This window comes from Psychrobacillus sp. NEAU-3TGS (assembly GCF_029955155.1).
Taxonomy (GTDB): Bacteria; Bacillota; Bacilli; order Bacillales_A; family Planococcaceae; genus Psychrobacillus.
In genome coordinates this window covers 196,407-218,546 of sequence record NZ_JAPNOZ010000010.1, presented here as the reverse complement: position 1 = coordinate 218,546, position 22,140 = coordinate 196,407, and the positions used below count along the sequence as shown (strand labels likewise).

The following is a 22,140-nucleotide window of genomic DNA, read 5'->3' as shown; positions in this document are numbered from 1 at the left end:
TACATATCTTATTGTTCGTAATGAGATATAAAGAGAGGAGAAGATTACTTCTCCCCCGATCATTATCTATAGTTTACACAATTTCTTGTTTAGTTTGTGCGTTTTTTTCTAAGATTACTAAACGTTGTTCCATTGAAGTTACTTCATGTTCTTTTTCAATCTTTTGTCCTAAGCGTTCAATATATTGTTCCATCTCTTGGAATGTGCCGAAGTTTTTTTCTTTTTGTTCTGGTTGTAGCACGCGATCCATTTGGTGATGGGCACGAGTGACATTTTCTTTGCCCATTAATTGTAATTGACGGACCTTCATGTCTTTTATTTTGTGCTTCATCTCTTCGTATTTACGTTCTAACCCGAAAAGTTCTTCTGTTGTTTGTAAAATACTGTTTTTTAATACAGCAGTTCTTTCGCTATAAGCATCTACTTCTGCTTGTGCAAAAGCAACTAAATCCTCTTCGCCGCTAGCGGTTGCAAGCTCCACTTGACGTGAACGTTTTTCTACCATCTGAGTAGTTTCTTCAAGTTCTTTTTCAAGTTGTTGTTTTAATTGTTCTTGGCGTTCTAACCATTTTCCGGTTTGCTCTGTTTGTTTCTCTGCTTCACGGATGTATTGGTTAAGCATTGCGATTGGGTTTTTTTCTTCTTTTTTATCAAATAGCTTGTGTAAATCTGCCTCTACTGAATATTTGAATCGATTCCATAATGATGTCATGTTTGTTTCCTCCTTATTTTGAAAGTTCGTTCCATTGTTTTTCGAAATTGACAAATGGGTCATCTGACTTTACTGCTGATTTGGAAAAGCTTACAGGTTCGTTGTTCCATTTTTTCACTACGTACCAGACACCTACGATTGCCAAAATTCCGAAGAAACCAGGCACGTTTACTACTGCAGAGATTAATCCAAGAATACCGACGCTTGCCCAAAAGATTTTTAAGAAAGTAGATTCACTTTTTAAGTAGAAGTGCATCCCCGCAAATACGATTAACGCTGACACACCTAATCCTAATAGGGAACCTAAGTTGGTAAGAGCTACGATTCCTGCAGTAATACCAAGTACTAATAAACCAAATTTTTTCATGTGAGTGTTCCTCCTCTCGTTTGTAGTTATAGCTTACCAATTCCACAAACTTATCCAAACGGGCTTAGAAATGATTTTCGTATCGGTCTAGAGGCTTATTAGTTATAGGAAAGAATCTGATATACTAATGAAAAATATAAAAATTGGAGAGCGAATCATGAAGAAAATCAGCGCTATTACAACAGCAATCCTCGTTTATTCCGCCATTGTGTTTTATTTGGGTTGGTGTGTCTTCATATGGTTGGATGCTTTTCTTTCTGTGAATAGATGGATTTTCTTTAGTGGATGGACAGTTATGGCATATGCATTATTGATTGCGAGAATTGATCATCGATTCCGGGTGTTTCATATAATAGGCTCTTACTGGATGATTATTATGCAGTACGGGATAATCCTTTTTCCAATAGCAACAATTGCGACATGGATTATGCCAGATCAACTTATAGTCATAGGCTCGATTGTTTTCTTTTTATTTGTAATGAGTATAATTATTGGAACGTACAATGCATATACGCCTGTAGTTCGCGAGCTTTCCATTACGTTGCCCAAAAGGGATGCAAAGTTGACCACTTTAAAAGTGGTGGTTGCATCTGATTTCCATCTTGGTTTATTATCCAATAAGGCGCATTTACAACGTTTTGTGAAAAAGTCCAACGAAGAGCGCCCAGATGTAGTATTATTAGTTGGCGATTTAGTTGATGACGATCCTATCTGGTTTGTGAAAAAAGGGATGTCCGAAGTGATGAAACAGCTTACTTCTACGTATGGTAATTATGGGGTACTTGGAAATCATGAATACTATGGCAAGAAAATTCCACTCTTAGTAGAAGAAATGGAAGCATCTAATGTAAAAATGTTGCTAGATGAAACAATTGTAGTAGCGGATTCGTTCTATTTAACTGGTAGAGAAGATTTAACGAATAAAGAAAGAAAGCAGCTTTCAGATTTAGCCCCAAAAGTACATAATCTTCCGTGGTTTGTGATGGATCATACACCTTCGAATTTAGTGATTCCCGAAAAAGAGGGCACTGATTTTCATGTATCTGGGCATACTCATCGCGGTCAAATGTGGCCGAACCATCTGTTTACTCGGAAATTATTTGAATTAGATTATGGCTATAAACAAAAAGGAAGCTTGCATGCAATCGTATCATCTGGCTTTGGTTTTTGGGGTCCGCCTATTCGTTTAGGTAGTCAATCGGAGCTATGGTCAGTAAACATTAAGTTAGAGGACGTGGGAGTATAATGGAAGCATGGATTGCAGACTGGATGAACCAGTTTGGATACCTGGGTGTATTTTTACTAATATTAGTAGAAAATATTTTCCCACCAATTCCTTCAGAAGTAATTTTAACGCTTGGAGGATTTATGACGACGACAACATTGATGACCAAATTTGGTATGATTGTGGCGTCAACGGCTGGATCGGTTAGTGGAGCAGCCATTTTATATTGGATAGGTACACTTTTAGATGTAGAGCGTTTAGAGAAAATAGTGCAGAAATATGGAAAGTTTTTAAGGTTGACGATTAAAGACATTCATAAGGCAGATGCTTGGTTCGACAAGTATGGTGTGTGGGCAGTGTTTTTTGGAAGATTAGTTCCGCTTGTTAGAAGCTTAATATCGATTCCTGCTGGTATGTCGAATATGAAGTTTAGCTTATTTTTGTTGTTCACGACGCTTGGAACGCTTATTTGGAATACGGTTTTAGTTTCGGTTGGAGCAGCAGTCGGGGAGAATTGGGATGAAATAGTAGGGTATATGGATATTTACTCCAATATTGTATATGCAATTTTAGCAGTTGTAGGTATCGCATTTCTTATTTGGTATTTTAAAAAACGTGACTAAGGAGATCTTATGGAATTTCTAGAATTATTAAGAGCATTAATATTAGGTTTTGTGGAAGGTATGACAGAATTCGCACCAGTTTCCTCTACAGGTCATATGATTATTGTGGATGATATGTGGTTAAAAACGGAAGAATTTTTAGGGATGTATTCAGCAAATACGTTTAAAATTGTTGTACAATTGGGCTCCATTTTAGCAGTAGTTGTTGTTATGTGGAAGCGACTATTTAGTTTAGTAGGATTGTATAAAATAGATAGCGAAGAGTCGAGCAAACAGTTCAACTTGCTACATGTGATTGTTGGTATGCTGCCTGCTGTTATTTTAGGATTCGCGCTTAAAGATTTTATTGATGATAATCTATTTGGTGTAAAAACAGTTATATATAGTCTTGTAGCTGGATCTATTTTAATGATTATTGCAGATAAGTTTGGACCGAAAAAACCGAAAATCGTTAGTCTGGACCAAATTACATATGCACAGGCATTTAAAGTGGGATTGGTTCAATGTCTATCATTATGGCCAGGTTTTTCCCGCTCAGGTGCAACGATTTCAGGTGGTGTATTATTCGGAATGAGTCATAAAACAGCAGCCGATTTTACTTTCATCATGGCTGTGCCAATTATGGCCGGGGCAAGTTTAGTATCTGTTTTGAAAAACTGGGAACATATTAATATGAATGATATGGGCTTTTATGCAGTAGGGTTTATCAGTGCATTTGTATTCGCGCTAATTTCCATCAAGTTTTTCTTAAAACTAATTTCACGGATAAAATTAATGCCATTTGCCATTTATCGTCTTGTGTTAGCCGCAGTGCTAGCGGTTATTGTATTCATGTAATGAGAAGAGGTGGACATTTTACGGGTGTCCATCTTTTTATTTGGTCAAATAACTGTTAAAATGATTCTTTAGTTGTGATTATTTTTTTCACTGTACAGGTTTAAACACAATATGTTAGGCTATATAAGTAATAAAAACACAATATATAGTATGTGAACGAAAATTAGGTACCATTATGGTTTAAAAGGGAATTCGGTTCAATACCGAAGCTGTCCCCGCAACTGTAAGTGTGGACGACTGTTGAAATAACCACTGCGAGCAATCGTGGGAAGGAAGACAGAAGGATGAAACACGAGCCAGTAGACCTGCCTGATTCTCGTATGAAGCAACACTTTCTTCGGGGGTTGAGAGGTGGAGGCGAAGGACTCTTTCTCAATCATTCGGATGGGGATTGTCCTATTGTTTCCTACTTTTAAATTATGAGCGATGACTCAGCCGAAGAGGCTTGAGACATCGCTTTTTTGTGTCCCCACAGTGTGCGTACCGATTAACTAAGGAGGAAAAAATATGACGACGATATCCAACACAACAAAACAAGAGCTATTACACCAATTAATAAAGGAATTTGGAGAAGCAAACATTGCTCCACTAGTGAGAGTACATGAAAAATGGACAGCGAAACATCCAGAAGGGACGACATCCGCATGGGCTAAGTCGATGTCGCTAGAAGCATTAAGCTTTTTAGATGAGCAAGAAACGTATTGGACATATGTAGCAGCCCGCATCTATTTAGCAGACGTCTATGAAAGAATAGCGGTAACTAGAAAGACGACTTCAGAGGAAGTGTATAAAAAATTCGCAAGCAATGTACAAGCTTTAGTTGCAAAAGGGCTATATGACAAACGTATAGCTGAAGCTTATTCACAAGAAGAACTGCAACAATTAGCTGAAATTATAGTTCCAGAGCGTGATTATTTATTCACTTATATTGCTTTAAAAACATTGCTAGATCGATACGTTGCAAAAGACTTTGATAATTCTATCGTAGAGCTTCCACAAGAGCGTTGGATGATGATTGCAATGACATTGATGAAAGACGAGAAAGAAAATCGTCTTGCAAAAATAAAAGAATCTTACTGGGCAATGAGTAATTTATATATGACTGTAGCAACACCAACTCTGTCGAATGCCGGAAAGCCTCACGGACAGCTTTCCAGCTGCTTTATCGATACGGTAGATGATAGTTTGCAAGGAATATATGACAGCAACACAGACGTTGCGACACTATCCAAATTCGGTGGTGGAATTGGCGTGTATATGGGCAAGGTTCGTAGCCGCGGTTCGTCGATTCGGGGATTTGTAGGAGCATCCAGCGGAGTACTTCCTTGGATTAAACAATTAAATAACACAGCAGTAAGCGTGGATCAGCTCGGACAGCGTCAGGGTGCAATTGCTGTTTACTTGGACGTTTGGCATAAAGACATTTTCACGTTTCTAGACTTACGCTTGAACAATGGAGATGATCGACTTCGTGCACATGATATTTTCACGGGTGTATGCTTACCAGATTTATTTATGGAAAAGGTAGATGCTCGACAGGAGTGGCATTTATTTGACCCACATGAAGTACGCCAACTAAAGGGATACTCACTAGAAGACTTTTATGATGAGAAACGTGGAGAAGGATCATTCCGAGAAAAATACATGGAGTGTGTAAATGACAGTCGTTTATCTCGTGAAACGGTTCCTGCAATCGACCTGATGAAACGTATTATGCGTTCTCAACTAGAAACAGGTGTACCGTTTATGTTTTATCGTGATGAAGTGAATCGCAGTAATCCGAACAAGCATGCAGGTATGGTTTATAGCAGTAATTTATGTACAGAAATTTTCCAAAACCAAAGCGCTACATCGTTTGAATCGATTCAATTAGAGGACGATGTTATCGTAACACGTCGAAAAGCAGGTGATTTTGTTGTATGTAATTTGTCCTCTATAAATCTTGGACGAGCAGTCCCAGCAAATGTTTTGGAACGCTTAATCAACATCCAAGTGCGTATGCTCGACAATGTAATCGACTTGAATATGATTCCGGTTCCTCAAGCGGAGCGCACAAATGCAAGATATCGCGGAATTGGTCTTGGAACATTTGGATGGCATCATTTACTTGCTTTAAATAGCATTCGCTGGGAATCCGAGGAAGCGGTAGAGTTTGCGGATAAATTATACGAAAGAGTCGCTTTTTTAACGATTCAAGCATCTAGTAAACTTGCGAAAGAAAAAGGGGCATATCCTTTATTTGAAGGGTCAGATTGGCAAACGGGAGCTTACTTTGAAAAACGAGGGTACGAAAACGAAGAGTGGAATGAATTGCGCGAAGATATAGCTACAAACGGAATCCGAAACGGCTATTTAATGGCAGTTGCACCGAACTCATCGACATCTATTCTAGCTGGAAGCACGGCGAGCATCGATCCGATTTTCCAAAAATTCTATTCGGAAGAGAAAAAGGATTATAAAATTCCAGTAACAGTGCCAGATTTGAATTCAGAGACAACATGGTTTTATAAATCAGCTTATTTCATAGATCAACATTGGACACTAAAACAAAATGCAGCGCGTCAACGCCATATCGACCAAGGAGTTTCGCTAAACTTATACGTGCAAAACACGATCAAAGCTAAAGAATTATTAGATTTACACTTAGACGCTTGGAATAGTGGACTCAAAACGACTTATTATGTACGCTCGACTTCTGTTGAATTAGTCGATTGTGATTCTTGCTCAAGCTAATGAGAGCAATCATTTGTTTTTTAAGCTATAGCGGAAACACGGAAGAAGTAGCGGAGTTAATAAAGGAACAACTTGTGGCAAGTGGATACATTGTGGATATGTATATGATAGGTTTCGGCGTTGTGCCGGACCTATCCACATACGATAAATTATTTTTCGGAACGTTTACATGGGATAGAGGCAGCACACCAGACGAAATGAAAGATTTTGTACGCGAAATTGGTTACAAACCGGACAATGTATATGTATTTGGTTCTGGGGATACCCAATTTGGTGGAAATGATTTATTTTGCGGAGCTGTTGATAAGTTAAGAAAATTTTATAACAGTACATATGAAGGTTTAAAAATAGAGCAATCTCCAAGAGGTAGCCAAGAAAAAATAGTAACTAACTGGATAGAAGGAGTTTTAAAACATGGAAAAAGCAAAAACATTAGAACCTAGAAATCCTAATAAATCGACAGGAATTTTTAACGGCAAATCGAGTGGGATATTAAATTGGAACGATATCGCCTATCCACATTGGTATAAAATATATAAGCGATTACTAGGAAACTACTGGCAAGCAGACGAAATCAATATGTCGAGCGATGTAAAACAATTCCCTAATTTAACAAAAGCAGAGCAAGAAGCTTATTTGAAAGTGATCGGGTTACTTGCCACACTCGATGCACCGCAAACAAGAACGGCCTTGTTAATATCTCTTTATGCAACAGACCCATCTGTCCAGTCAATTATGGCGGTAATTGCGCAACAGGAAGCGGTTCATAATGAAAGTTATTCATACGTCTTGTCTTCCGTTGTGTCGCTAGATGAGCAAAATAAATCATTTGATTTTGGAAGAACAGATGCTATTTTGTTGAAACGAAATGAAAATATCATTAAATACTATAATGAATTTGTGGAAAACCCTACAACAGAAAATATGGTCAAAACATTAACGTATACAACACTATTAGAGGGCTTATTTTTCTATTCAGGGTTCGCATTTTTCTACAACTTAGCCCGTTACAACAAGATGGTTGGTACATCTACCATGATCAGCTACATCAACCGGGATGAACTGGAGCATGGTCGCTTTATCTCCGAATTGTTCAGAGCTACGTTATCGGAAAATCCAGAGCTTAATAATGAAAAAATGATAAGTTGGGTTTACGATCAATTTAAGGAATCCGTGGATTTAGAGATTGAATGGTCTAATTATGTATTGAAGGATATTGAAGGAATCGATCTAGATGATATGCAGGGCTATATTAAATACCGAGCAAATAAAATGCTGCGTCTTATTGGCCTGAATGAAATATATCCGGAATACGTAGAAAATCCGATGAAATGGATACGTGCCTATGCAGACAATATAGACGGCACAAAAACAGATTTCTTTGAGCAAAAATCTCGCCAATACGTAAAAGTGAATGCGATTGATAATGGGTTTGATGATTTGTAATAAAAAGAAGCGCTCAATCGTTTGTGGATGACCGATTGAGCGCTTCTTTGAGTGTGTATCAATATCTCAATTAATGTCTCCATTATTGGTATTCGTTGAAGTTAAGAGCTTCATTATATTTACACTAAAGGTAATCACGACAATAATTCGAATGACAAACCACAAATATTCTATCAACTCGACTGATGGTTGAAATAATGTTGGTATTTGATTGTATAGTAAATAACACATGAAAATGGTCATTAAAAGGTAAAAGAAAAAGCTTAGTATTGTTTTCATTTTTATAGTTCTCCTTTATGGGTTTTCAAAAATATAGATTTAAGTGATGGTTGCATAACTGTTAACCGATTGAGGACTAAAGAAGTCAGGAAGCAAACCCTGAAATTGATCAGTTAGTTGGATGAATTGAATAACTAAGATTGATTTGATGCTTTTTAGCAGCTGTAAGTAGTCGTGGTTACTAATTGATAGCATGTAACTTCACCTCTCTATTTAGTAGTATAGTAGAGAGAACTTATAACCAACTTAACCCAATCTTAAATATATCTTAAATTTTAGAGGTTCATATGAAACAAGCGCTTTTTCTTGTTGTAGACTGCAACAGAAACGGGGAGGTTATGCATTTAATAAAAAAGACAAAACAACCAAAGAGTGGCTGTTTTGTCGATGTTTAAATAAGATAATTCCATCATATTAATCTAATATCCCTTAACATAGCTTTTTAATATGCTTTTGGGTATTGGATGGTAAAGTAATCGTCACTTTCGTTCCATTTCGATCAGACTCTACAAATATATTTCCATCATGTGCTTCTACAAGTTGTTTTGCTATTGCAAGTCCAAGCCCGGTACCCGAAGTTTCCGTAGTTGTATTAGTCCCACGATAGTAGCGATTAAACAGGTTTTCCAGCTCCTCTTTTGGAATTCCTTGACCTTCGTCTTGAATAGTTAATCGAACGGTATCTTCTTTTTGCTCAACTTCTAGTAGTACTTTTGTTCCTTCAGGTGTATGTTTAACTGCATTACCAACTAGATTATCAAGCACTCGTGCAAATAGTTTAGGATCAATAGAAACTTTTGCGCTAATACTTCCTTGCGGTTTTTGTAAATCCTTCCAAACAACATTTTTTACATATGCCTCTATGAACTCTAGAAGGTTCACATTTACTTTATTTAGCGTAATCGCATTGTTTTTTAATTGATAAGTGTAAGTTAAATCTTCTATTAGTGCATTCATGTAGGTTGATTTTTCTTGCATTGTTTTTGCAAAACCTTTTATTTCTGTATCTGACCACTCATATTCATCCGAAGCAATCATAGTAGAATAACCGAAAATCGAGCTGAGCGGTGTCTTTAAGTCATGGGATAAACCAGTAATCCAGTCCTCCCGTAACTTTTCTGTCTGTTTAATTTTTCGCTCGTTTGCTTCTAACGTATTGGCCAATTCGGAAAGAGACTGATCAATATTTTCATATACACGGTATTTACGCTTAAGACGACCTGTTTTATGATTCCTTAATTTTCGATCATCTAAAGGTTCAAATTCTTGCTTCGCTAACTTTTCAATACGTTTAAGGAAGTACAAAACAGGACGGCCAAAGCGTGTCCCAATCCAAAAAGAAAATAATATAGTGAAGAAAAAAAGAATGAGATGAAATAAAAGAAGACCTATTCCAAATTTCTTCATTCCATCTATAAAAGCAGGCTCAAAAGGGTTATAGTTTGCATTATTGACTCTGACAACAGCAACCGTTCCATTATCTAATACCCTAGAAGCAACGACTTCTTTTCTTTCAGCGTAATTATGGGAACTAGCTAGTATTTCGATTCCACTAAGTGCTTGTTTTGTTGGCCCAAAAACAACTTGTTCTCTCATTCCCTCTGGCGAATAAATTTCAAAAATAGCGTCGGCTTCGGCTAGCTTCTTTTTTATGTCATCCGACAAAATTTCACTATTTTCTTGAACTATTAGAGCGAGTAACTGAGTTGCAGGATGTTTTTCAATAAACACAATAAACAAGCCACTACCCTGATCCCACACAAATGCCTCTTTCGTTTTTGTCATGTTTACAAACTCAGCTATAGAGTAGTTTTGACAACAATCACTGTTATTTTCTGAACTAGCAAGGACTATCCCGTGTTTATTGACCAATTGAACAAGGCCATTGTTTTCTCGTGCTGAATCTATTAAATCTTGAGATAAATGATAAGCTCCATTCGGATTCTTTCTAAAATCGGACTCAAGCTCAAATGCATCTAATTCACGAATATCTGTATAGCTATTGTTCTCCATTACGTCATAAATAAAATAGGCAATGAGCCCAATCGACACAATAAGCAATACAGCATAAAAGACAAAAAAATAGGCTAAAAAACGAGTGGTCATTTTTGTAGATAAGCCCATTTAAAGCTCCTCACTTATCAATTTATATCCTATACCACGGATAGTTAACAAAAGTTTAGGATTCCCGGGTTGCACTTCTATCTTTTCACGAAGCTTTCGAATATGAACCATGATTGTATTATCGTCTATAAAATGCTCTTCACCCCAAACTTGAGCATAAATTTGTTCTTTGGATAAGATTTGGCCTGGATGTTCACAAAAAAGCTGAAGTAAGTGAAAGAGTTTTCCTGTCAAAATCGTTGTATTCCCGGCAACTGTTAGTTCGGCCGCAGAGATATCGAATTGGAAACGACCGAAGTCAAATACTTGCCTTGAGATAGAAGAAGGAGAAGATGATTTATATCGTCTCATCTGCACTTTCACACGAGCAGCAAGTTCCATTGGGTTAAAAGGTTTTGTAATATAATCATCTGCCCCATACATAAATCCACGAAGTTTGTCGGCATCGTTAGCCTTTGCAGTTAAGAAAAAAATGGGAGCATCTGATTTGATGCGTACATTTTTAGCCAAATCAAGGCCAGTACCATCAGGTAGCATAATATCGAAAATAAAAAGATCATATCGATTTTCTGCTATAAGTGATTCGGCAGCTTGATAACTAGAGCATACATCTATCTGGTTAAAACCTTCTTTTCTTAAAATAATGTCTACCATGTCTCCGATAGCTTGTTCATCATCCACGACTAAAATTTTCGTATCTAACACCAATATCCACTCCAAAATTTAAGATTTATTTAAGGTATGTTTCATTCTGGTATAAGCTTCCTATTTTATACTAACAAATGAGCGATATGAAATTCTAGGAGGTTTTTATTGAAAATGGAAAGAGTGAGATTAATAGACGGCTTAAGAGGTCTTAGTCTGTTCGGGATACTACTAGCGAATATGCTTATATTTCAATATGGAATGTGGGGAAAAGATGAAATATCTTACTTCTCTTTGTCGTATCTAGACACAGAAGCATACAAATTTATAAAAATAGTAGTAGAAGGCAGTTTCATGCCGATTTTTACATTCTTGTTTGGATATTCACTGATCAAACTAGTGGAATCTTTAAGGAAAAAAGAAGTTAGGGAAAGATGGCATTTAGTTAGACGGTTCCTGCTACTTATTGTACTTGGTATATTGCATAGCACGTATATTTGGGAAGGCGACATTTTATTTTTCTATGGACTAATGGGTTTCTTTTTATTTTTTTTCATAAACAGAAAGGTAAAAACGCTGATCATATGGGGAGCTATTTTATTCCTTTTAACGAGTGCCATGAACTATGGGGTGTTGGAAGAAACGAAGGAACAAGCAGAAAAACTTTCCACTTATATAACTAAAACAAATGATATTTACGCAAACGGCACTTATTCAGAGATTTCTTATCATCGAAATAATGAAATGCCACCTCTATTTGAGGAGGAATTTCTTATGATTTTCGTGATCATTTTAGCTCCATTTGTAACGGCTCCACTATTTCTTTTTGGAATGGCGGCAGCAAAGGCAAACTTGTTTACTAGACCACGAACGGAACAAAAATGGTATAAAGTAGGTGTAGTACTCTTACCGATAGGTCTTGCGTTGAAAAGTGCTGGTGTCTTACTACAAGAAAATGCTTGGTCTGCAATGTTATTAAATGTTGGTGCCCAGCTTCTATCTGTTGGATACATATCTCTGTTTGCCCTTCTATTTGTAGCATTCTCTAATTCCAAGGTTTTTCTCGCCTTTGAAAGTGTAGGAAAGCTTTCGCTAACGAACTATATTATGCAAAGTGTCATATGTACATCTGTCTTTTACGGGTATGGTTTGGGCTTGTTTGGAAAACTAGGTATGTTAAATAGCATTATACTTGGACTGGGCATATTTGTTATACAAAGCGTATGTAGTTTCTTGTATTTAAAGAAGTTTAGAAGAGGGCCGCTCGAATTATTGTTGAGGATTGGAACAAATTTTTCCTTGAATGGTTCAGTAAGAATAAGAAAGAAAGTAAAACTTGAAAATACTCCTTCTAGTTAGAAATAGAAGGAGTAGGGATCTATGGAATATGCTTATTAAATCCACTCTAAAAGTTCCATGCGATTTCCAAACGGGTCATGAATATAAATCCGGTTTGCCCCTGGTAATTCAGTGTCTACAATGTAACTAACTTCATTTTCTGTTAAATGTTTTTTCAGCGACTCCAAATTTTCAACGTGAAAAGTTGGATGTGCTTTTTTGGCTGGAGCAAAAGGCTCTTCGATACCGATGTGAATTTGATAATTTGCAAATGCAAACCAAACACCACCTTTTTTTCTTAAGGTCTCAGGCTTTTCAATCTCTTGAAATCCTAATATGCCATTAAAAAAGTTTCTAGCGATTGTTTCTGAACCTTTAGGAGCTGCGAGTTGAACATGATCGATTGATTTAAAAATAAATGACATGATAAATCCCCCTTGTTTTGTTCTAGTTTAAGCTTAACCTAAAGAGGGTCATTTGGAAAATCTATTATAATTATCGATTCACATAAGTAAAATCAATACACAGAGAGCTTTCTTTTCCATTAAATGGTGAATGGCGACTAAAAATCTATGAAAACAATCAATTTAGAAGAAAGAGCAACCAAATCAAGACCAAAGCAACCACTATAACGCCCAGAGCAACCAAAAAAAGTTTCCACCCCAAAAAAGGTGGAAACAATCTACATTTTCATCACTATTTTATTCACCGTATTTCGATTCCGAGCGGTAGACGCCATACCAAGCTTTCTTTCAAAAAAAGCATTCGTAAATTTCGTCTGATGATAGTTATTCGAAAGATTAATGATGACATTTCGACGATTCCATACAACAAAATCATCGTCTACTAAACTATCGAGCAATGTCTGTTGTTCATCTGAAATTTCTTTTTCTAAAAACATAACATAGACTTGGTCTTTCAAAAAAATCGGATGCTGTTGTAGCTCTTCTAGCTCTGCTTTTGAACGAACAGTAACTGGAATGTCAAAGCCGTACGTATCGCGAAGCGTGTGCTCTAGATGCAGAATATCATAAACGGCATTATCAAAAATCACATTTCCCGTTTGTATATACGTTCGCACATTTTCATAGCCCAAATCTTCAAACAACGCCTTCAATGATTTCATCTCCACTTTGTTTTTGGCACCCAAATTAATGCCGCGAAGTAAAGCAACAAATGACACGCTTATCACCCCTTAGCTAATATCTACTTCTATATTAACCAAGCCACCATATATGCGTACAGCTTAAAACTAACAAAAATAAAAATAAACTAACTAACGCTATGTCCAATTTCCCCATCGAAATCACTCGAAAATAACTGCTTCTTCGTTCGCCAGTAAAACCTCTAGCTTCCATTGCAAATGCCGCTCTTTCTGCTTTTCTGACAGCGCCCGCAAGCATAGGTATTAAAATTCTTCGAACTCCAAGCAGTCGCTGTAACGTATTTTTCTCCCCTCCCGCACCTCTTAATCGGTGAGCTTGACCAATTTGTACGAATTCATCTTTCAGGACAGGCAAAAACTGATAACCAACCATTACACCATACGCAATTTTAGGAGAAAGTCTTAATTGTTGCATCAAGCTTAAAATGAACGTCACAGGATTGGTTGTCAAAGCGAATAATAAAGATAAACTAGAAAACGCCAATACTCGAAAGCTGAGAGACAATGCATGGTTTAACTGTGTTTCAGTAATTTGCAAATTCCAAATAGACCATACAACAGATCCTGAACTGTCTTCCGCAAAAACAAGTGTAGTCCAAAAATAACCGAAAGACGTCACAAAAAATGGAAGCATGAACAACAGCCATCTCTTCCAGTTAATTTCACTAAAGAAGAATTGTAGCACAAGTACACCTGCCCAAAATACTAGCGGTGTCCAAGGATCGAAAAAGAATGCCATAGTGAACATACAAATAGTAATCGCTAAAAACTTCACGGAAGGATTCATTCTATGCAAAGCATTTTTCACGAAGAATCACCTCTTTTGGAGAGAGCAGATTATGGTCCATCAACAAGTGATCATCACTCCACACTATGTCGGCGTTAAACTGCCCGGTCAAACGTCCATCATTCATCAATAAAATCGAGTCCGCCAAACAGTAAGCAAATTCCATATCATGTGTAACAATTAAAAATGTCGTACCTTCTCGGGCTCGCTCATCAATTAATTGAAATAACTCCGATAAGGCTTTCGCATCCTGCCCAGAAGTCGGTTCATCCATTAGAATAACTTCTCGCCCGTCTGAAAGCATTGCAGCAATCGCCACACGACGCTTTTGCCCATGACTCACCGCAAAAGGATGAGAGTCCGCAATAGGAAGTAGCTGCAATCTAGCAAGCAATTCCTCCGTATTATCCCCACCACCAAAGCCAACTTCATCTCGCACATTTTTTGTGAGAAATAAAAACTCAGGTGACTGGGGAACATAGCCTAATAGCTTAGATTCTACAGACCCGCTAGAAGGAATAAGCTCACATAACGCTTTCAACAAAGTCGATTTTCCGCTACCATTTGGTCCTGCAAGCACAGCTACTTCTCCACGTTTTAATGTGAAACTAGTTTCTTGCAAATAGGTATTAGCTTGCAGTTTATTAACAACTAGGGAATCGTTTTTCTGTTTACTGCTTTTCCTCTTTATCAAAATAGGAGCCATTTCATTTTTGTTCAATGAAATACTTCTTTCAAAAAAATCTCCCCATAAATCGAGTCGATGCTCAATGGCAACAATCGTCATAGCGCATTTTTGTTGTAACTCGTCTAACCACTCTACATATTTTTTTGCCGTGAATGGATCTAAATGAGAAAGCGGTTCATCTAATAACAAAACTTCCGGTTTCATGATAAGTGCACATGCAGTAGCAATTCGCTGTTTTTGACCACCGGAAAGCTTTTGGATAACTGCATATCGAAACTCCGTTAAATCAGTTAGTGCCAATACATCACGAATCCTATTCTCCATTTCATCCCGCTTTACATGTAAGTTTTCCAATGTGAATGCAAGCTCTTCCTCGACTGTTTGCATACAAAATTGAGAATCAGGGTCTTGAAAAACGGTTGCAATGCGATGATTTATTTCCCCGGGAATAAAAGAAGAGCTGTTTTTCCCAAAAAGTTTTACAGAACCTAACAAAATACCATCGCAATTATCAGGATATAATCGATTGCACAAATATAGTAATGTCGTTTTGCCGCAACCACTTGGACCAGTTATCACTACTCGTTCCCCGCGCTGAATGGTAAACGAAAGCTCTTCCAGTATCCACTTTTCCTCATCTGGATAACGAAAACTCACTTTGTCAAAATGGATAACCTCATGCACGAGCCTCACCCTTTTTCGAGCGTGAAATAGCATACCCACGAAGAGAACCTGTTGCTAATAGTCCGTCCGCCACTGCTTTTCCACCTATACCTGCAATCATTGCACCGCTTAATATGCGAATGCCGAGCATTAAAGCAACATAACCAGTGCTATACACCGAAAATCCACCTAAAAAGTAACCATACACAAAACTAAAAATGGAAGAACCAACCCCTGCAAGCATTAGTACCCACAGATCAAATCGTTTATAGCGGGTCGCTGCAAAAACAGCTTCCGCCCCTAACCCTTGAACAATTCCTGAAAGAATTAGTCTTGGTCCCACTGCATTACCTAGCAAAACCTCAATCGCAGCAGCAATAGTTTCGGAAACGACAGCGGCACCAGGTTTACGAATAATATACATACAAATAATGGACACGATAAACCAAATACCAAAAATCCATTCATACGCGATTGGACCGATAAATCCTGCCCAAATATTGCCGACGTGCAAGAACAATAAATACACAATCCCAAACACGACTGCAAATAAAGACATCAATACAATCTCTTTTAACTTCCAAGATTTCAACATATCATTGACCTCCATGCGAAGGACTATTAATACTCATCGAAACCGTCATAACTAAATGTTTATGCTCTTCCGAACGAGCATGTGTAAATGTCTCCTCATAAAAAGCAAAGACGTCATGAATATCTCCGTGAATACCGCTTGCGTAATGCATCGATTCATTGAATACCCCGCGCTCTTTAGCACGTTCCACCTCTCGGTAAATGACATCCATATAATTCGAATTATTCATCGGATATAAAGCAAATTGAGAAGAGACATATTGCTTCGTTGAATCCACATTCGCCACCTCATCGCCTTTATCTAAAAAGACGTCCCCTGCAGTATCTCCAGGACAACCAGCAGAAAAAGTCCCTGATAACGCAACATGTACTCCTGTTTTAGCAGCATGTAGCGTTAGTGCTTTTGCGACGTTAAATACATGTACTTGTTTCCCGCGAATGACCGTCGATACATCATCTGTATGCATCCATACGTTCGATGTATCCGTTTCTTGAAGTGCTCCTTTAATCACCGAAATAAAATCATTGGTCATCGGATGTAACGAAAAACGAAATCCGACGATAGGGCTTAAACCGCATTGCATTATAAAAAACCTCCCGAAAAATTTTCATAAAAAAAGACCACATCCGTGAAGATGCAGCCACTTATCCATTATAAAAAATTCGGAAAGTCACCGCACTTCCTCACGCAGGTATTATCCTGATCGAGTTATAAGGGATCGGAGCAATTGCTCACATCTCAGCCATAATGGGCACCCCTAGTGCGAAAAACGGTATGTAGTTTTTTTATGTGCCCCCAGTATACCTTATGAAAATAGTAAAGTAAATATAGTTGAAAAATTTCACCAACTCGTCCATGCTAAAATTATTAGAGCGTTTGGAGGTTAGTGCTTTGCAAAAAATATTTATAACTAGAAAATTACCAAATGAAATAGTCGATCCATTAAAAGAAAAGTTTGACGTGAAAATGTGGCATAGCGAAGAAATTCCAATGACCTATGAGGAGTTAAAAACGGAAGCAAAAGACGCTCATGCACTATGGACCGTGCTTTCAGATAAAGTTGATAGAGAACTAATAGAAAGCCTGCCACACTTGAAAGTAATTAGTAACTTAGCGGTTGGCCACAATAATATAGATGTGGAAGCTGCAAAAGAGCGGGGTATCGTCGTCACAAATACACCGGGAGTATTAACAGAAACAACAGCTGATCTTACGTTTGCTTTACTTTTAGCGACAGCAAGACGGGTAACAGAAGCAGAACGTGATCTTCGTGACGGTAAATGGAAATCATGGACACCGATGGGTCTCACAGGTATGGATGTGTTTGGTGCAACAATAGGAATTATCGGTATGGGACGCATAGGTGAAGCAGTAGCAAGACGTGCAAAAGGTTTTGACATGAAAGTTTTATACCATAATCGAACTCGCAAAATTGAGGCGGAGGAAGAATTTGGTTTTTCATATGAAGAACTGGACACACTTCTACAAGAATCGGATTTTATTGTTCTACTAACCCCATTAACACCTGAAACGAAAGGATTAATTGGGGAACGAGAGTTAGGATTAATGAAAGAAACTGCAGCAATTATTAACGTTGCACGTGGTGGAATTATTGATGAACAAGCACTATATGACGCTTTAACAACGAATAAGATATGGGCGGCTGGACTTGATGTATTTGAGGTAGAACCAGTGCCAATGGATCATTCACTCCTCACTTTACCGAATGTAACCGTGCTACCTCATATCGGTAGTGCCAGTATTCACACGCGAATGGCTATGATGCAGATGAATGCGGAAGCTATTGAGGCAGTATTGGAAGGAAAAGAAACGGAAAATCGGGTAGTTTGATGAATAGGCAATTTGGAATCGAAAAGTAATCGATTCCAAGTCGCCTATTTTATTTTTCCGCTTATTAAATACCAATAAATGGTGTAATGCGACATAACATACTGTCAACACGACAAACTAGCCTATGAACGCGACAAAGGCAAGCAAGTTGATGCTTTTTGTAAAGTAATTCCAATGAGGGGCCATTATTATTGTCTCATCCCAAGTAAACTTGTATGATGAAAAATTGGTTGCTCTCAGGGGAAATTTGGTTGCTGTAAGACTGCAACTTGTTGCTCTCAACAGTCGTTTGGTTGCTCTCAGACTAGAACTAGTTGCTTTCGACAGCTGTTTGGTCGCCCTTATCCACTTATTGGATATATTTATTCTGCACTACTTAATTGGATGGATTTAATGCGGGAGCACGAGACCCTGCAGTCGCTCGCGACGAAACATCACCAAGCACGCCAGAGGAAAGCGAAGCGACGCCGTGCTAAATTCGAGTGGTCTCATTCTTTCACGCACTAACGCGCAGTTCCCCTATTATGTGCCTCATGCCATTCATCATTCCTGTTTGATCTATTAGGGCAAAGCTATTTGTTTGTGCATTTCCGCTTCAAAAGAGCATTATTATTATTTTTTACCGAAAGCATCTTAAGACCTATATTGAAAGGTTTGAATTTCATAAAAAATTCCACTAAGCATGATCTATTTAACTATAAATTTGATTCTAAATATTCATAATAATAAATAAAAAGTAGACTTTTCAGGCTATTCGATTTGCAATGAAACTTCAAGTCTAGTAACATAAACAGTTATAAATTAGATGCTCCAAAAATATGGGAATTTTGGAAGTTTAATAATTTAAAAGTATTGTATGTTTAAACTTATTGTTGGCGGGTATTAAGAGGAGGATAGGACTATGCGTCTAATTTAAAAAGAGAGAATAGGGGTAGAAACTTATGAGGAAATTGATGTTGTTCATTTCACTTTGCACCGTTTTATTGTTGGCTGCGTGTAGTGAAGAAGCAAGTACAGACAGTATTAAAACGATTAAATTTGCGGATGCAGGATGGGATAGTGTTCGTGTACATAATAGCATAGCACAGTTTATCGTGGAGGAAGGCTACGACTATGACACGGAAGTGACAAGCGGAACAACTGCTGCTACGATGCAAGCCCTTGAACAGGGGGACGTTAATGTCAATATGGAAGTCTGGACCGATAACATTAAAGAAATCTATGAGAAAGCAATTGATAGCGGCAATATTGTTAAAGTAGCTACAAACTTTAATGATAACTCGCAAGGATTATATGTTCCAACTTACGTGATAGAAGGAGATGCAGAAAGAGGCATTGAGCCAATCGCACCAGATTTAAAAACGGTTCAAGACTTAGAGAAGTATCCAGAGATTTTCCAAGATCCCGAAGATAGTAGCAAAGGGCGTATTGTCGGAGCACCATCTAGTTGGGTAGTTAGTGAACACTTGGAGACGAAACTTGAAACATATGGCCTTGACAAGCAGTATAACTATTTAGCACCAGGATCTGATTCTGCAATCGTTGCAGATTTAGCCGGAGCATACAAAAAGGGAGCTCCGTGGGTAGGTTATTATTGGTCACCAACATGGGTTACAGCTAGCTATGATTTAACTTTACTTGAAGATAATCCATATGACGAAGCAACTTGGGAAGAGTCAAAAGGAACTGAATTTCCTCCGAACGATGTAGTAATCGCAGTACATAAAGACTTACCAACGCAAGCAAAAGATGTGGTTGACTTTTTAAGTAAATATTCAACAAGTAACGCATTAACAGAAGAAGCACTAGATTATATGAATGAAAATGGAGCAGATCCTGATGAAGCCGCACAATGGTGGATGAAAGAACATGAAGATGTTTGGACAACTTGGGTGTCTGAGGAAGTTGCGGAAAAAGTGAAAGCAGCTTTGAAATAAAGGTTCATGATCGAATTAGTTTATCCAAGAAAAGTGAGGTGAATGCGACTGTTCCTTTGATACAGTTCGCTATTTATGACAGAATTTCCTGATGTTCGAATACCAATTGGAGATGGCGTAGAAAAATTCATCGATTTTTTAGCATCCCATTTTGATGCGTTCTTTGATTTCATTTTTGTTATTTCTTCTTCATTGATCAAGGGGCTAGAGGCTGGTCTTCTAGCTATTCCTTGGTGGTTATTTATTGTTATTATCTTTTTATTAGGCTGGTATTTTACTAACTTGTATGGTGGTATTCTTTTTTCATTTTTTATTTTCTTGATCGGTACTTTTGATTTGTGGCCAGAAACGATGACCACTATTTCAATCGTATTAATCTCCGTCGTACTATCTCTTGTAATCGGTATTCCATTAGGTGTTGGGATGGCGTTTAGTAAAGTAATGTCGACTATAATGCGACCGATACTTGATGCGATGCAGACGATGCCAAGTTTTGTTTATTTAATTCCTGTTATATTCTTCTTCCCATTAGGGAATGTACCCGCAGTTATTGCGACGATTATCTACGCATTACCTCCCGTAATCCGATTAACGGAACTAGGAATTCGAAATGTAGATGAAGAAGTAGTTGAATCTGCACAATCTTTTGGTTCATCCACTAGCCAAATGCTTATGAAAGTACAATTACCACAAGCATTACCGACAATTATGGCTGGTATAAACCAAACAACCATGATGGCGCTGGCTATGGCTGTTGTCGGATCAATGGTTGGGGCACAGGGACTCGGTGAAAGAGTACTATATGCAATTAATCGTATTGATATTTCTCTTGGTTTTGAAGCAGGTATAAGTATCGTTTTCTTAGCGATTATTATTGACCGAATTACCGGAGGAATTGCAAGGCGCCTTCAGAAACATAGGAGGGATGCAGCATGACAGTAAAGTTAAAATTAGAAAATGTATCAAAGATCTTTGGACCACGACCTAAAAAGGCAATCTCCATGGTTGAAAACGGTATGCCAAAAGAAGAAATTCTCGCAAAAACGGGACATACGGTTGGCGTTTACAATGCTTCTATGGAAATTATGGAAGGCGAAACATTCGTAATTATGGGCCTTTCCGGAAGTGGAAAATCCACTTTGATCCGTTGCTTAAATCTTTTAAATCGACCGACATCAGGCGCCATTTACGTCGATGGGGAAAATGTTGTAGATTACAATAAAAACCAGCTTAAATACTATCGTCAGAAAAAAATAGCAATGGTGTTCCAGCACTTTGGTCTCTTTAGTCATCGGACTGTTCTCGAAAATATCGAATATGGGCTTGAAGTGCGCGGCATGTCCAAGGAAGAGCGTCAAGCAATAGCCCAGAAACATTTAGAAACAGTTGGACTAAAAGGATATGAAAACAAATATCCAGATGAGCTTTCGGGTGGTATGCGCCAACGAGTAGGTATTGCAAGGGCGTTAGCAAATGACCCAGATATTCTACTTATGGATGAACCTTTCAGTGCGCTCGATCCACTCATCCGAAGAGAAATGCAGCTTGAGCTACTCGATATACAAAATCGATTGCAAAAAACAATCATTTTTATCACGCATGATGTTAACGAAGCATTTAAAATCGGAGATCGTGTAGCAGTGATGAAAAATGGGAAAGTAGAACAAATCGGAACACCGGAAGAAATCTTAGATAAACCTGCAAGTAACTATATATCTGAATTCATCCGAGATATTGATCGCTCTAAAATTCTGCAAGCAGAGCATATTATGACAAAACCTTATGGGCTAGTGTCCTTAAAAGACGGGTTGAATGTGGCGACTCAGGTAATGCGTGAGAACGGAATATCAAGCGCCTTTGTAACAGATCGCAAGCGCCAAATACAAGGAATTGTTACCATTGACCAAGCGATTGATGGGATTAAACAGAAAAAGACGTTACAAGAAGTAATGTCTACAGAAGTAAAAACTGTTCGACCGGATGATTATGTACAGGATATTATTCCATATGTACTCGATTCCAAATATCCAATAGTCGTTACAGACGAAGACTTAACGATAAAAGGAATCATTTTAAGAGTGCATGTATTAGCAAGTTTGATAAGTGATAATATAGAAGAATAAAA

The 22,140-nt window shown here is 37.8% G+C and carries 22 protein-coding genes and 2 riboswitches; of the genes, 11 read left to right on the top strand and 11 right to left on the bottom strand.

Going from position 1 to position 22,140, the window contains the following annotated elements:
- Positions 1-73: 73 nt before the first annotated feature.
- Together OR571_RS09585 and OR571_RS09580 are read right to left on the bottom strand one after the other, a co-directional pair.
- Positions 74-712, bottom strand: coding sequence for a PspA/IM30 family protein (locus OR571_RS09585; protein WP_282242583.1), 639 nt, complete (start codon positions 710-712; stop codon positions 74-76).
- A 13-nt stretch (positions 713-725) separates the two neighbouring features.
- Complete coding sequence (locus tag OR571_RS09580) at positions 726-1,079, bottom strand: lmo0954 family membrane protein (RefSeq protein ID WP_282242582.1); 354 nt, start codon at positions 1,077-1,079, stop codon at positions 726-728.
- Between the two features lie 127 nt (positions 1,080-1,206).
- Between OR571_RS09580 and OR571_RS09575 the strand changes: the two genes are divergently transcribed.
- From OR571_RS09575 to OR571_RS09550, 6 genes are all read left to right on the top strand, one after another.
- A complete protein-coding gene (locus OR571_RS09575) occupies positions 1,207-2,325 on the top strand; it encodes a metallophosphoesterase (protein ID WP_348775037.1) in 1,119 nt (372 codons plus the stop codon).
- Positions 2,325-2,927 (top strand): DedA family protein, encoded by a 603-nt coding sequence (locus tag OR571_RS09570; RefSeq protein ID WP_282242581.1) that lies wholly within the window; start codon positions 2,325-2,327, stop codon positions 2,925-2,927. Before OR571_RS09575 ends, OR571_RS09570 begins: the two co-directional genes overlap by 1 nt.
- Before the next feature lie 9 nt (positions 2,928-2,936).
- Positions 2,937-3,764: an undecaprenyl-diphosphate phosphatase gene (locus OR571_RS09565; RefSeq protein ID WP_282242580.1), complete on the top strand. Its 828-nt coding sequence runs from the start codon at positions 2,937-2,939 to the stop codon at positions 3,762-3,764.
- A 148-nt stretch (positions 3,765-3,912) separates the two neighbouring features.
- Positions 3,913-4,091: riboswitch (cobalamin riboswitch) on the top strand.
- A gap of 180 nt (positions 4,092-4,271) precedes the next feature.
- Positions 4,272-6,497 (top strand): ribonucleoside-diphosphate reductase subunit alpha, encoded by a 2,226-nt coding sequence (locus tag OR571_RS09560; protein WP_282242579.1) that lies wholly within the window; start codon positions 4,272-4,274, stop codon positions 6,495-6,497.
- Positions 6,497-6,940: a flavodoxin gene (locus tag OR571_RS09555; RefSeq protein ID WP_282242578.1), complete on the top strand. Its 444-nt coding sequence runs from the start codon at positions 6,497-6,499 to the stop codon at positions 6,938-6,940. Before OR571_RS09560 ends, OR571_RS09555 begins: the two co-directional genes overlap by 1 nt.
- Positions 6,912-7,943 (top strand): ribonucleotide-diphosphate reductase subunit beta, encoded by a 1,032-nt coding sequence (locus tag OR571_RS09550; protein WP_282242577.1) that lies wholly within the window; start codon positions 6,912-6,914, stop codon positions 7,941-7,943. Before OR571_RS09555 ends, OR571_RS09550 begins: the two co-directional genes overlap by 29 nt.
- A gap of 66 nt (positions 7,944-8,009) precedes the next feature.
- On the opposite strand, the gene OR571_RS09545 is transcribed toward OR571_RS09550, so the two are convergent.
- The 3 genes from OR571_RS09545 to OR571_RS09535 all read right to left on the bottom strand — a co-directional run bounded on the left by OR571_RS09545 (position 8,010) and on the right by OR571_RS09535 (position 11,051).
- Positions 8,010-8,222: a hypothetical protein gene (locus tag OR571_RS09545; RefSeq protein WP_282242576.1), complete on the bottom strand. Its 213-nt coding sequence runs from the start codon at positions 8,220-8,222 to the stop codon at positions 8,010-8,012.
- Between the two features lie 429 nt (positions 8,223-8,651).
- Entirely contained in the window at positions 8,652-10,346 is a 1,695-nt protein-coding gene (locus OR571_RS09540) for a sensor histidine kinase (RefSeq protein ID WP_282242575.1), read from the bottom strand.
- Positions 10,347-11,051, bottom strand: coding sequence for a response regulator transcription factor (locus OR571_RS09535; protein WP_282242574.1), 705 nt, complete (start codon positions 11,049-11,051; stop codon positions 10,347-10,349).
- A gap of 114 nt (positions 11,052-11,165) precedes the next feature.
- Here OR571_RS09535 and OR571_RS09530 point away from each other — a divergent pair, with 114 nt between their 5' ends.
- Positions 11,166-12,350 carry a DUF418 domain-containing protein gene (locus OR571_RS09530; RefSeq protein WP_348775043.1) on the top strand — a complete coding sequence of 395 codons (1,185 nt, stop codon included), beginning with the start codon at positions 11,166-11,168 and terminating at the stop codon, positions 12,348-12,350.
- Between the two features lie 35 nt (positions 12,351-12,385).
- On the opposite strand, the gene OR571_RS09525 is transcribed toward OR571_RS09530, so the two are convergent.
- From OR571_RS09525 to OR571_RS09500, 6 genes are all read right to left on the bottom strand, one after another.
- Positions 12,386-12,754 carry a VOC family protein gene (locus OR571_RS09525; RefSeq protein WP_282242572.1) on the bottom strand — a complete coding sequence of 123 codons (369 nt, stop codon included), beginning with the start codon at positions 12,752-12,754 and terminating at the stop codon, positions 12,386-12,388.
- Positions 12,755-13,011: 257 nt separating this feature from the next.
- Entirely contained in the window at positions 13,012-13,512 is a 501-nt protein-coding gene (locus tag OR571_RS09520) for a DUF1697 domain-containing protein (protein WP_282242571.1), read from the bottom strand.
- A gap of 34 nt (positions 13,513-13,546) precedes the next feature.
- On the bottom strand, positions 13,547-14,302 hold the full coding sequence (locus tag OR571_RS09515; RefSeq protein WP_282242570.1) for an energy-coupling factor transporter transmembrane component T family protein: 756 nt from the start codon (positions 14,300-14,302) through the stop codon (positions 13,547-13,549).
- Positions 14,283-15,626 carry an ABC transporter ATP-binding protein gene (locus OR571_RS09510; RefSeq protein ID WP_282242569.1) on the bottom strand — a complete coding sequence of 448 codons (1,344 nt, stop codon included), beginning with the start codon at positions 15,624-15,626 and terminating at the stop codon, positions 14,283-14,285. The genes OR571_RS09515 and OR571_RS09510 overlap by 20 nt, the downstream gene beginning before the upstream one ends.
- A gap of 19 nt (positions 15,627-15,645) precedes the next feature.
- Positions 15,646-16,224, bottom strand: coding sequence for an ECF transporter S component (locus tag OR571_RS09505; RefSeq protein ID WP_282243138.1), 579 nt, complete (start codon positions 16,222-16,224; stop codon positions 15,646-15,648).
- Between the two features lie 4 nt (positions 16,225-16,228).
- Positions 16,229-16,810, bottom strand: coding sequence for a YkoF family thiamine/hydroxymethylpyrimidine-binding protein (locus tag OR571_RS09500; protein ID WP_282242568.1), 582 nt, complete (start codon positions 16,808-16,810; stop codon positions 16,229-16,231).
- 80 nt (positions 16,811-16,890) lie between these two features.
- Positions 16,891-16,996: riboswitch (TPP riboswitch) on the bottom strand.
- A gap of 86 nt (positions 16,997-17,082) precedes the next feature.
- Between OR571_RS09500 and OR571_RS09495 the strand changes: the two genes are divergently transcribed.
- The 4 genes from OR571_RS09495 (at position 17,083) to OR571_RS09480 (ending at position 22,138) form a co-directional block, all read left to right on the top strand.
- Positions 17,083-18,078 carry a 2-hydroxyacid dehydrogenase gene (locus tag OR571_RS09495; protein WP_481900377.1) on the top strand — a complete coding sequence of 332 codons (996 nt, stop codon included), beginning with the start codon at positions 17,083-17,085 and terminating at the stop codon, positions 18,076-18,078.
- Between the two features lie 941 nt (positions 18,079-19,019).
- Positions 19,020-20,015 carry an ABC transporter substrate-binding protein gene (locus tag OR571_RS09490; protein ID WP_282242566.1) on the top strand — a complete coding sequence of 332 codons (996 nt, stop codon included), beginning with the start codon at positions 19,020-19,022 and terminating at the stop codon, positions 20,013-20,015.
- Between the two features lie 75 nt (positions 20,016-20,090).
- On the top strand, positions 20,091-20,951 hold the full coding sequence (locus tag OR571_RS09485) for an ABC transporter permease (RefSeq protein ID WP_282242565.1): 861 nt from the start codon (positions 20,091-20,093) through the stop codon (positions 20,949-20,951).
- Positions 20,948-22,138, top strand: coding sequence for a quaternary amine ABC transporter ATP-binding protein (locus OR571_RS09480; protein WP_282242564.1), 1,191 nt, complete (start codon positions 20,948-20,950; stop codon positions 22,136-22,138). The genes OR571_RS09485 and OR571_RS09480 overlap by 4 nt, the downstream gene beginning before the upstream one ends.
- Positions 22,139-22,140 lie beyond the last annotated feature (2 nt).

What these genes read in the sequence shown, in the direction of transcription:
- OR571_RS09585 (WP_282242583.1), bottom strand. Translation starts at nt 712, where the DNA reads ATGACATCATTATGGAATCGATTCAAATATTCAGTAGAGGCAGATTTA.
- OR571_RS09580 (WP_282242582.1), bottom strand. Translation starts at nt 1,079, where the DNA reads ATGAAAAAATTTGGTTTATTAGTACTTGGTATTACTGCAGGAATCGTA.
- OR571_RS09575 (WP_348775037.1), top strand. Translation starts at nt 1,207, where the DNA reads ATGAAAAATATAAAAATTGGAGAGCGAATCATGAAGAAAATCAGCGCT.
- OR571_RS09570 (WP_282242581.1), top strand. Translation starts at nt 2,325, where the DNA reads ATGGAAGCATGGATTGCAGACTGGATGAACCAGTTTGGATACCTGGGT.
- OR571_RS09565 (WP_282242580.1), top strand. Translation starts at nt 2,937, where the DNA reads ATGGAATTTCTAGAATTATTAAGAGCATTAATATTAGGTTTTGTGGAA.
- OR571_RS09560 (WP_282242579.1), top strand. Translation starts at nt 4,272, where the DNA reads ATGACGACGATATCCAACACAACAAAACAAGAGCTATTACACCAATTA.
- OR571_RS09555 (WP_282242578.1), top strand. Translation starts at nt 6,497, where the DNA reads ATGAGAGCAATCATTTGTTTTTTAAGCTATAGCGGAAACACGGAAGAA.
- OR571_RS09550 (WP_282242577.1), top strand. Translation starts at nt 6,912, where the DNA reads ATGGAAAAAGCAAAAACATTAGAACCTAGAAATCCTAATAAATCGACA.
- OR571_RS09545 (WP_282242576.1), bottom strand. Translation starts at nt 8,222, where the DNA reads ATGAAAACAATACTAAGCTTTTTCTTTTACCTTTTAATGACCATTTTC.
- OR571_RS09540 (WP_282242575.1), bottom strand. Translation starts at nt 10,346, where the DNA reads ATGGGCTTATCTACAAAAATGACCACTCGTTTTTTAGCCTATTTTTTT.
- OR571_RS09530 (WP_348775043.1), top strand. Translation starts at nt 11,166, where the DNA reads ATGGAAAGAGTGAGATTAATAGACGGCTTAAGAGGTCTTAGTCTGTTC.
- OR571_RS09525 (WP_282242572.1), bottom strand. Translation starts at nt 12,754, where the DNA reads ATGTCATTTATTTTTAAATCAATCGATCATGTTCAACTCGCAGCTCCT.
- OR571_RS09500 (WP_282242568.1), bottom strand. Translation starts at nt 16,810, where the DNA reads ATGCAATGCGGTTTAAGCCCTATCGTCGGATTTCGTTTTTCGTTACAT.
- OR571_RS09495 (WP_481900377.1), top strand. Translation starts at nt 17,083, where the DNA reads ATGCTAAAATTATTAGAGCGTTTGGAGGTTAGTGCTTTGCAAAAAATA.
- OR571_RS09490 (WP_282242566.1), top strand. Translation starts at nt 19,020, where the DNA reads ATGAGGAAATTGATGTTGTTCATTTCACTTTGCACCGTTTTATTGTTG.
- OR571_RS09485 (WP_282242565.1), top strand. Translation starts at nt 20,091, where the DNA reads ATGACAGAATTTCCTGATGTTCGAATACCAATTGGAGATGGCGTAGAA.
- OR571_RS09480 (WP_282242564.1), top strand. Translation starts at nt 20,948, where the DNA reads ATGACAGTAAAGTTAAAATTAGAAAATGTATCAAAGATCTTTGGACCA.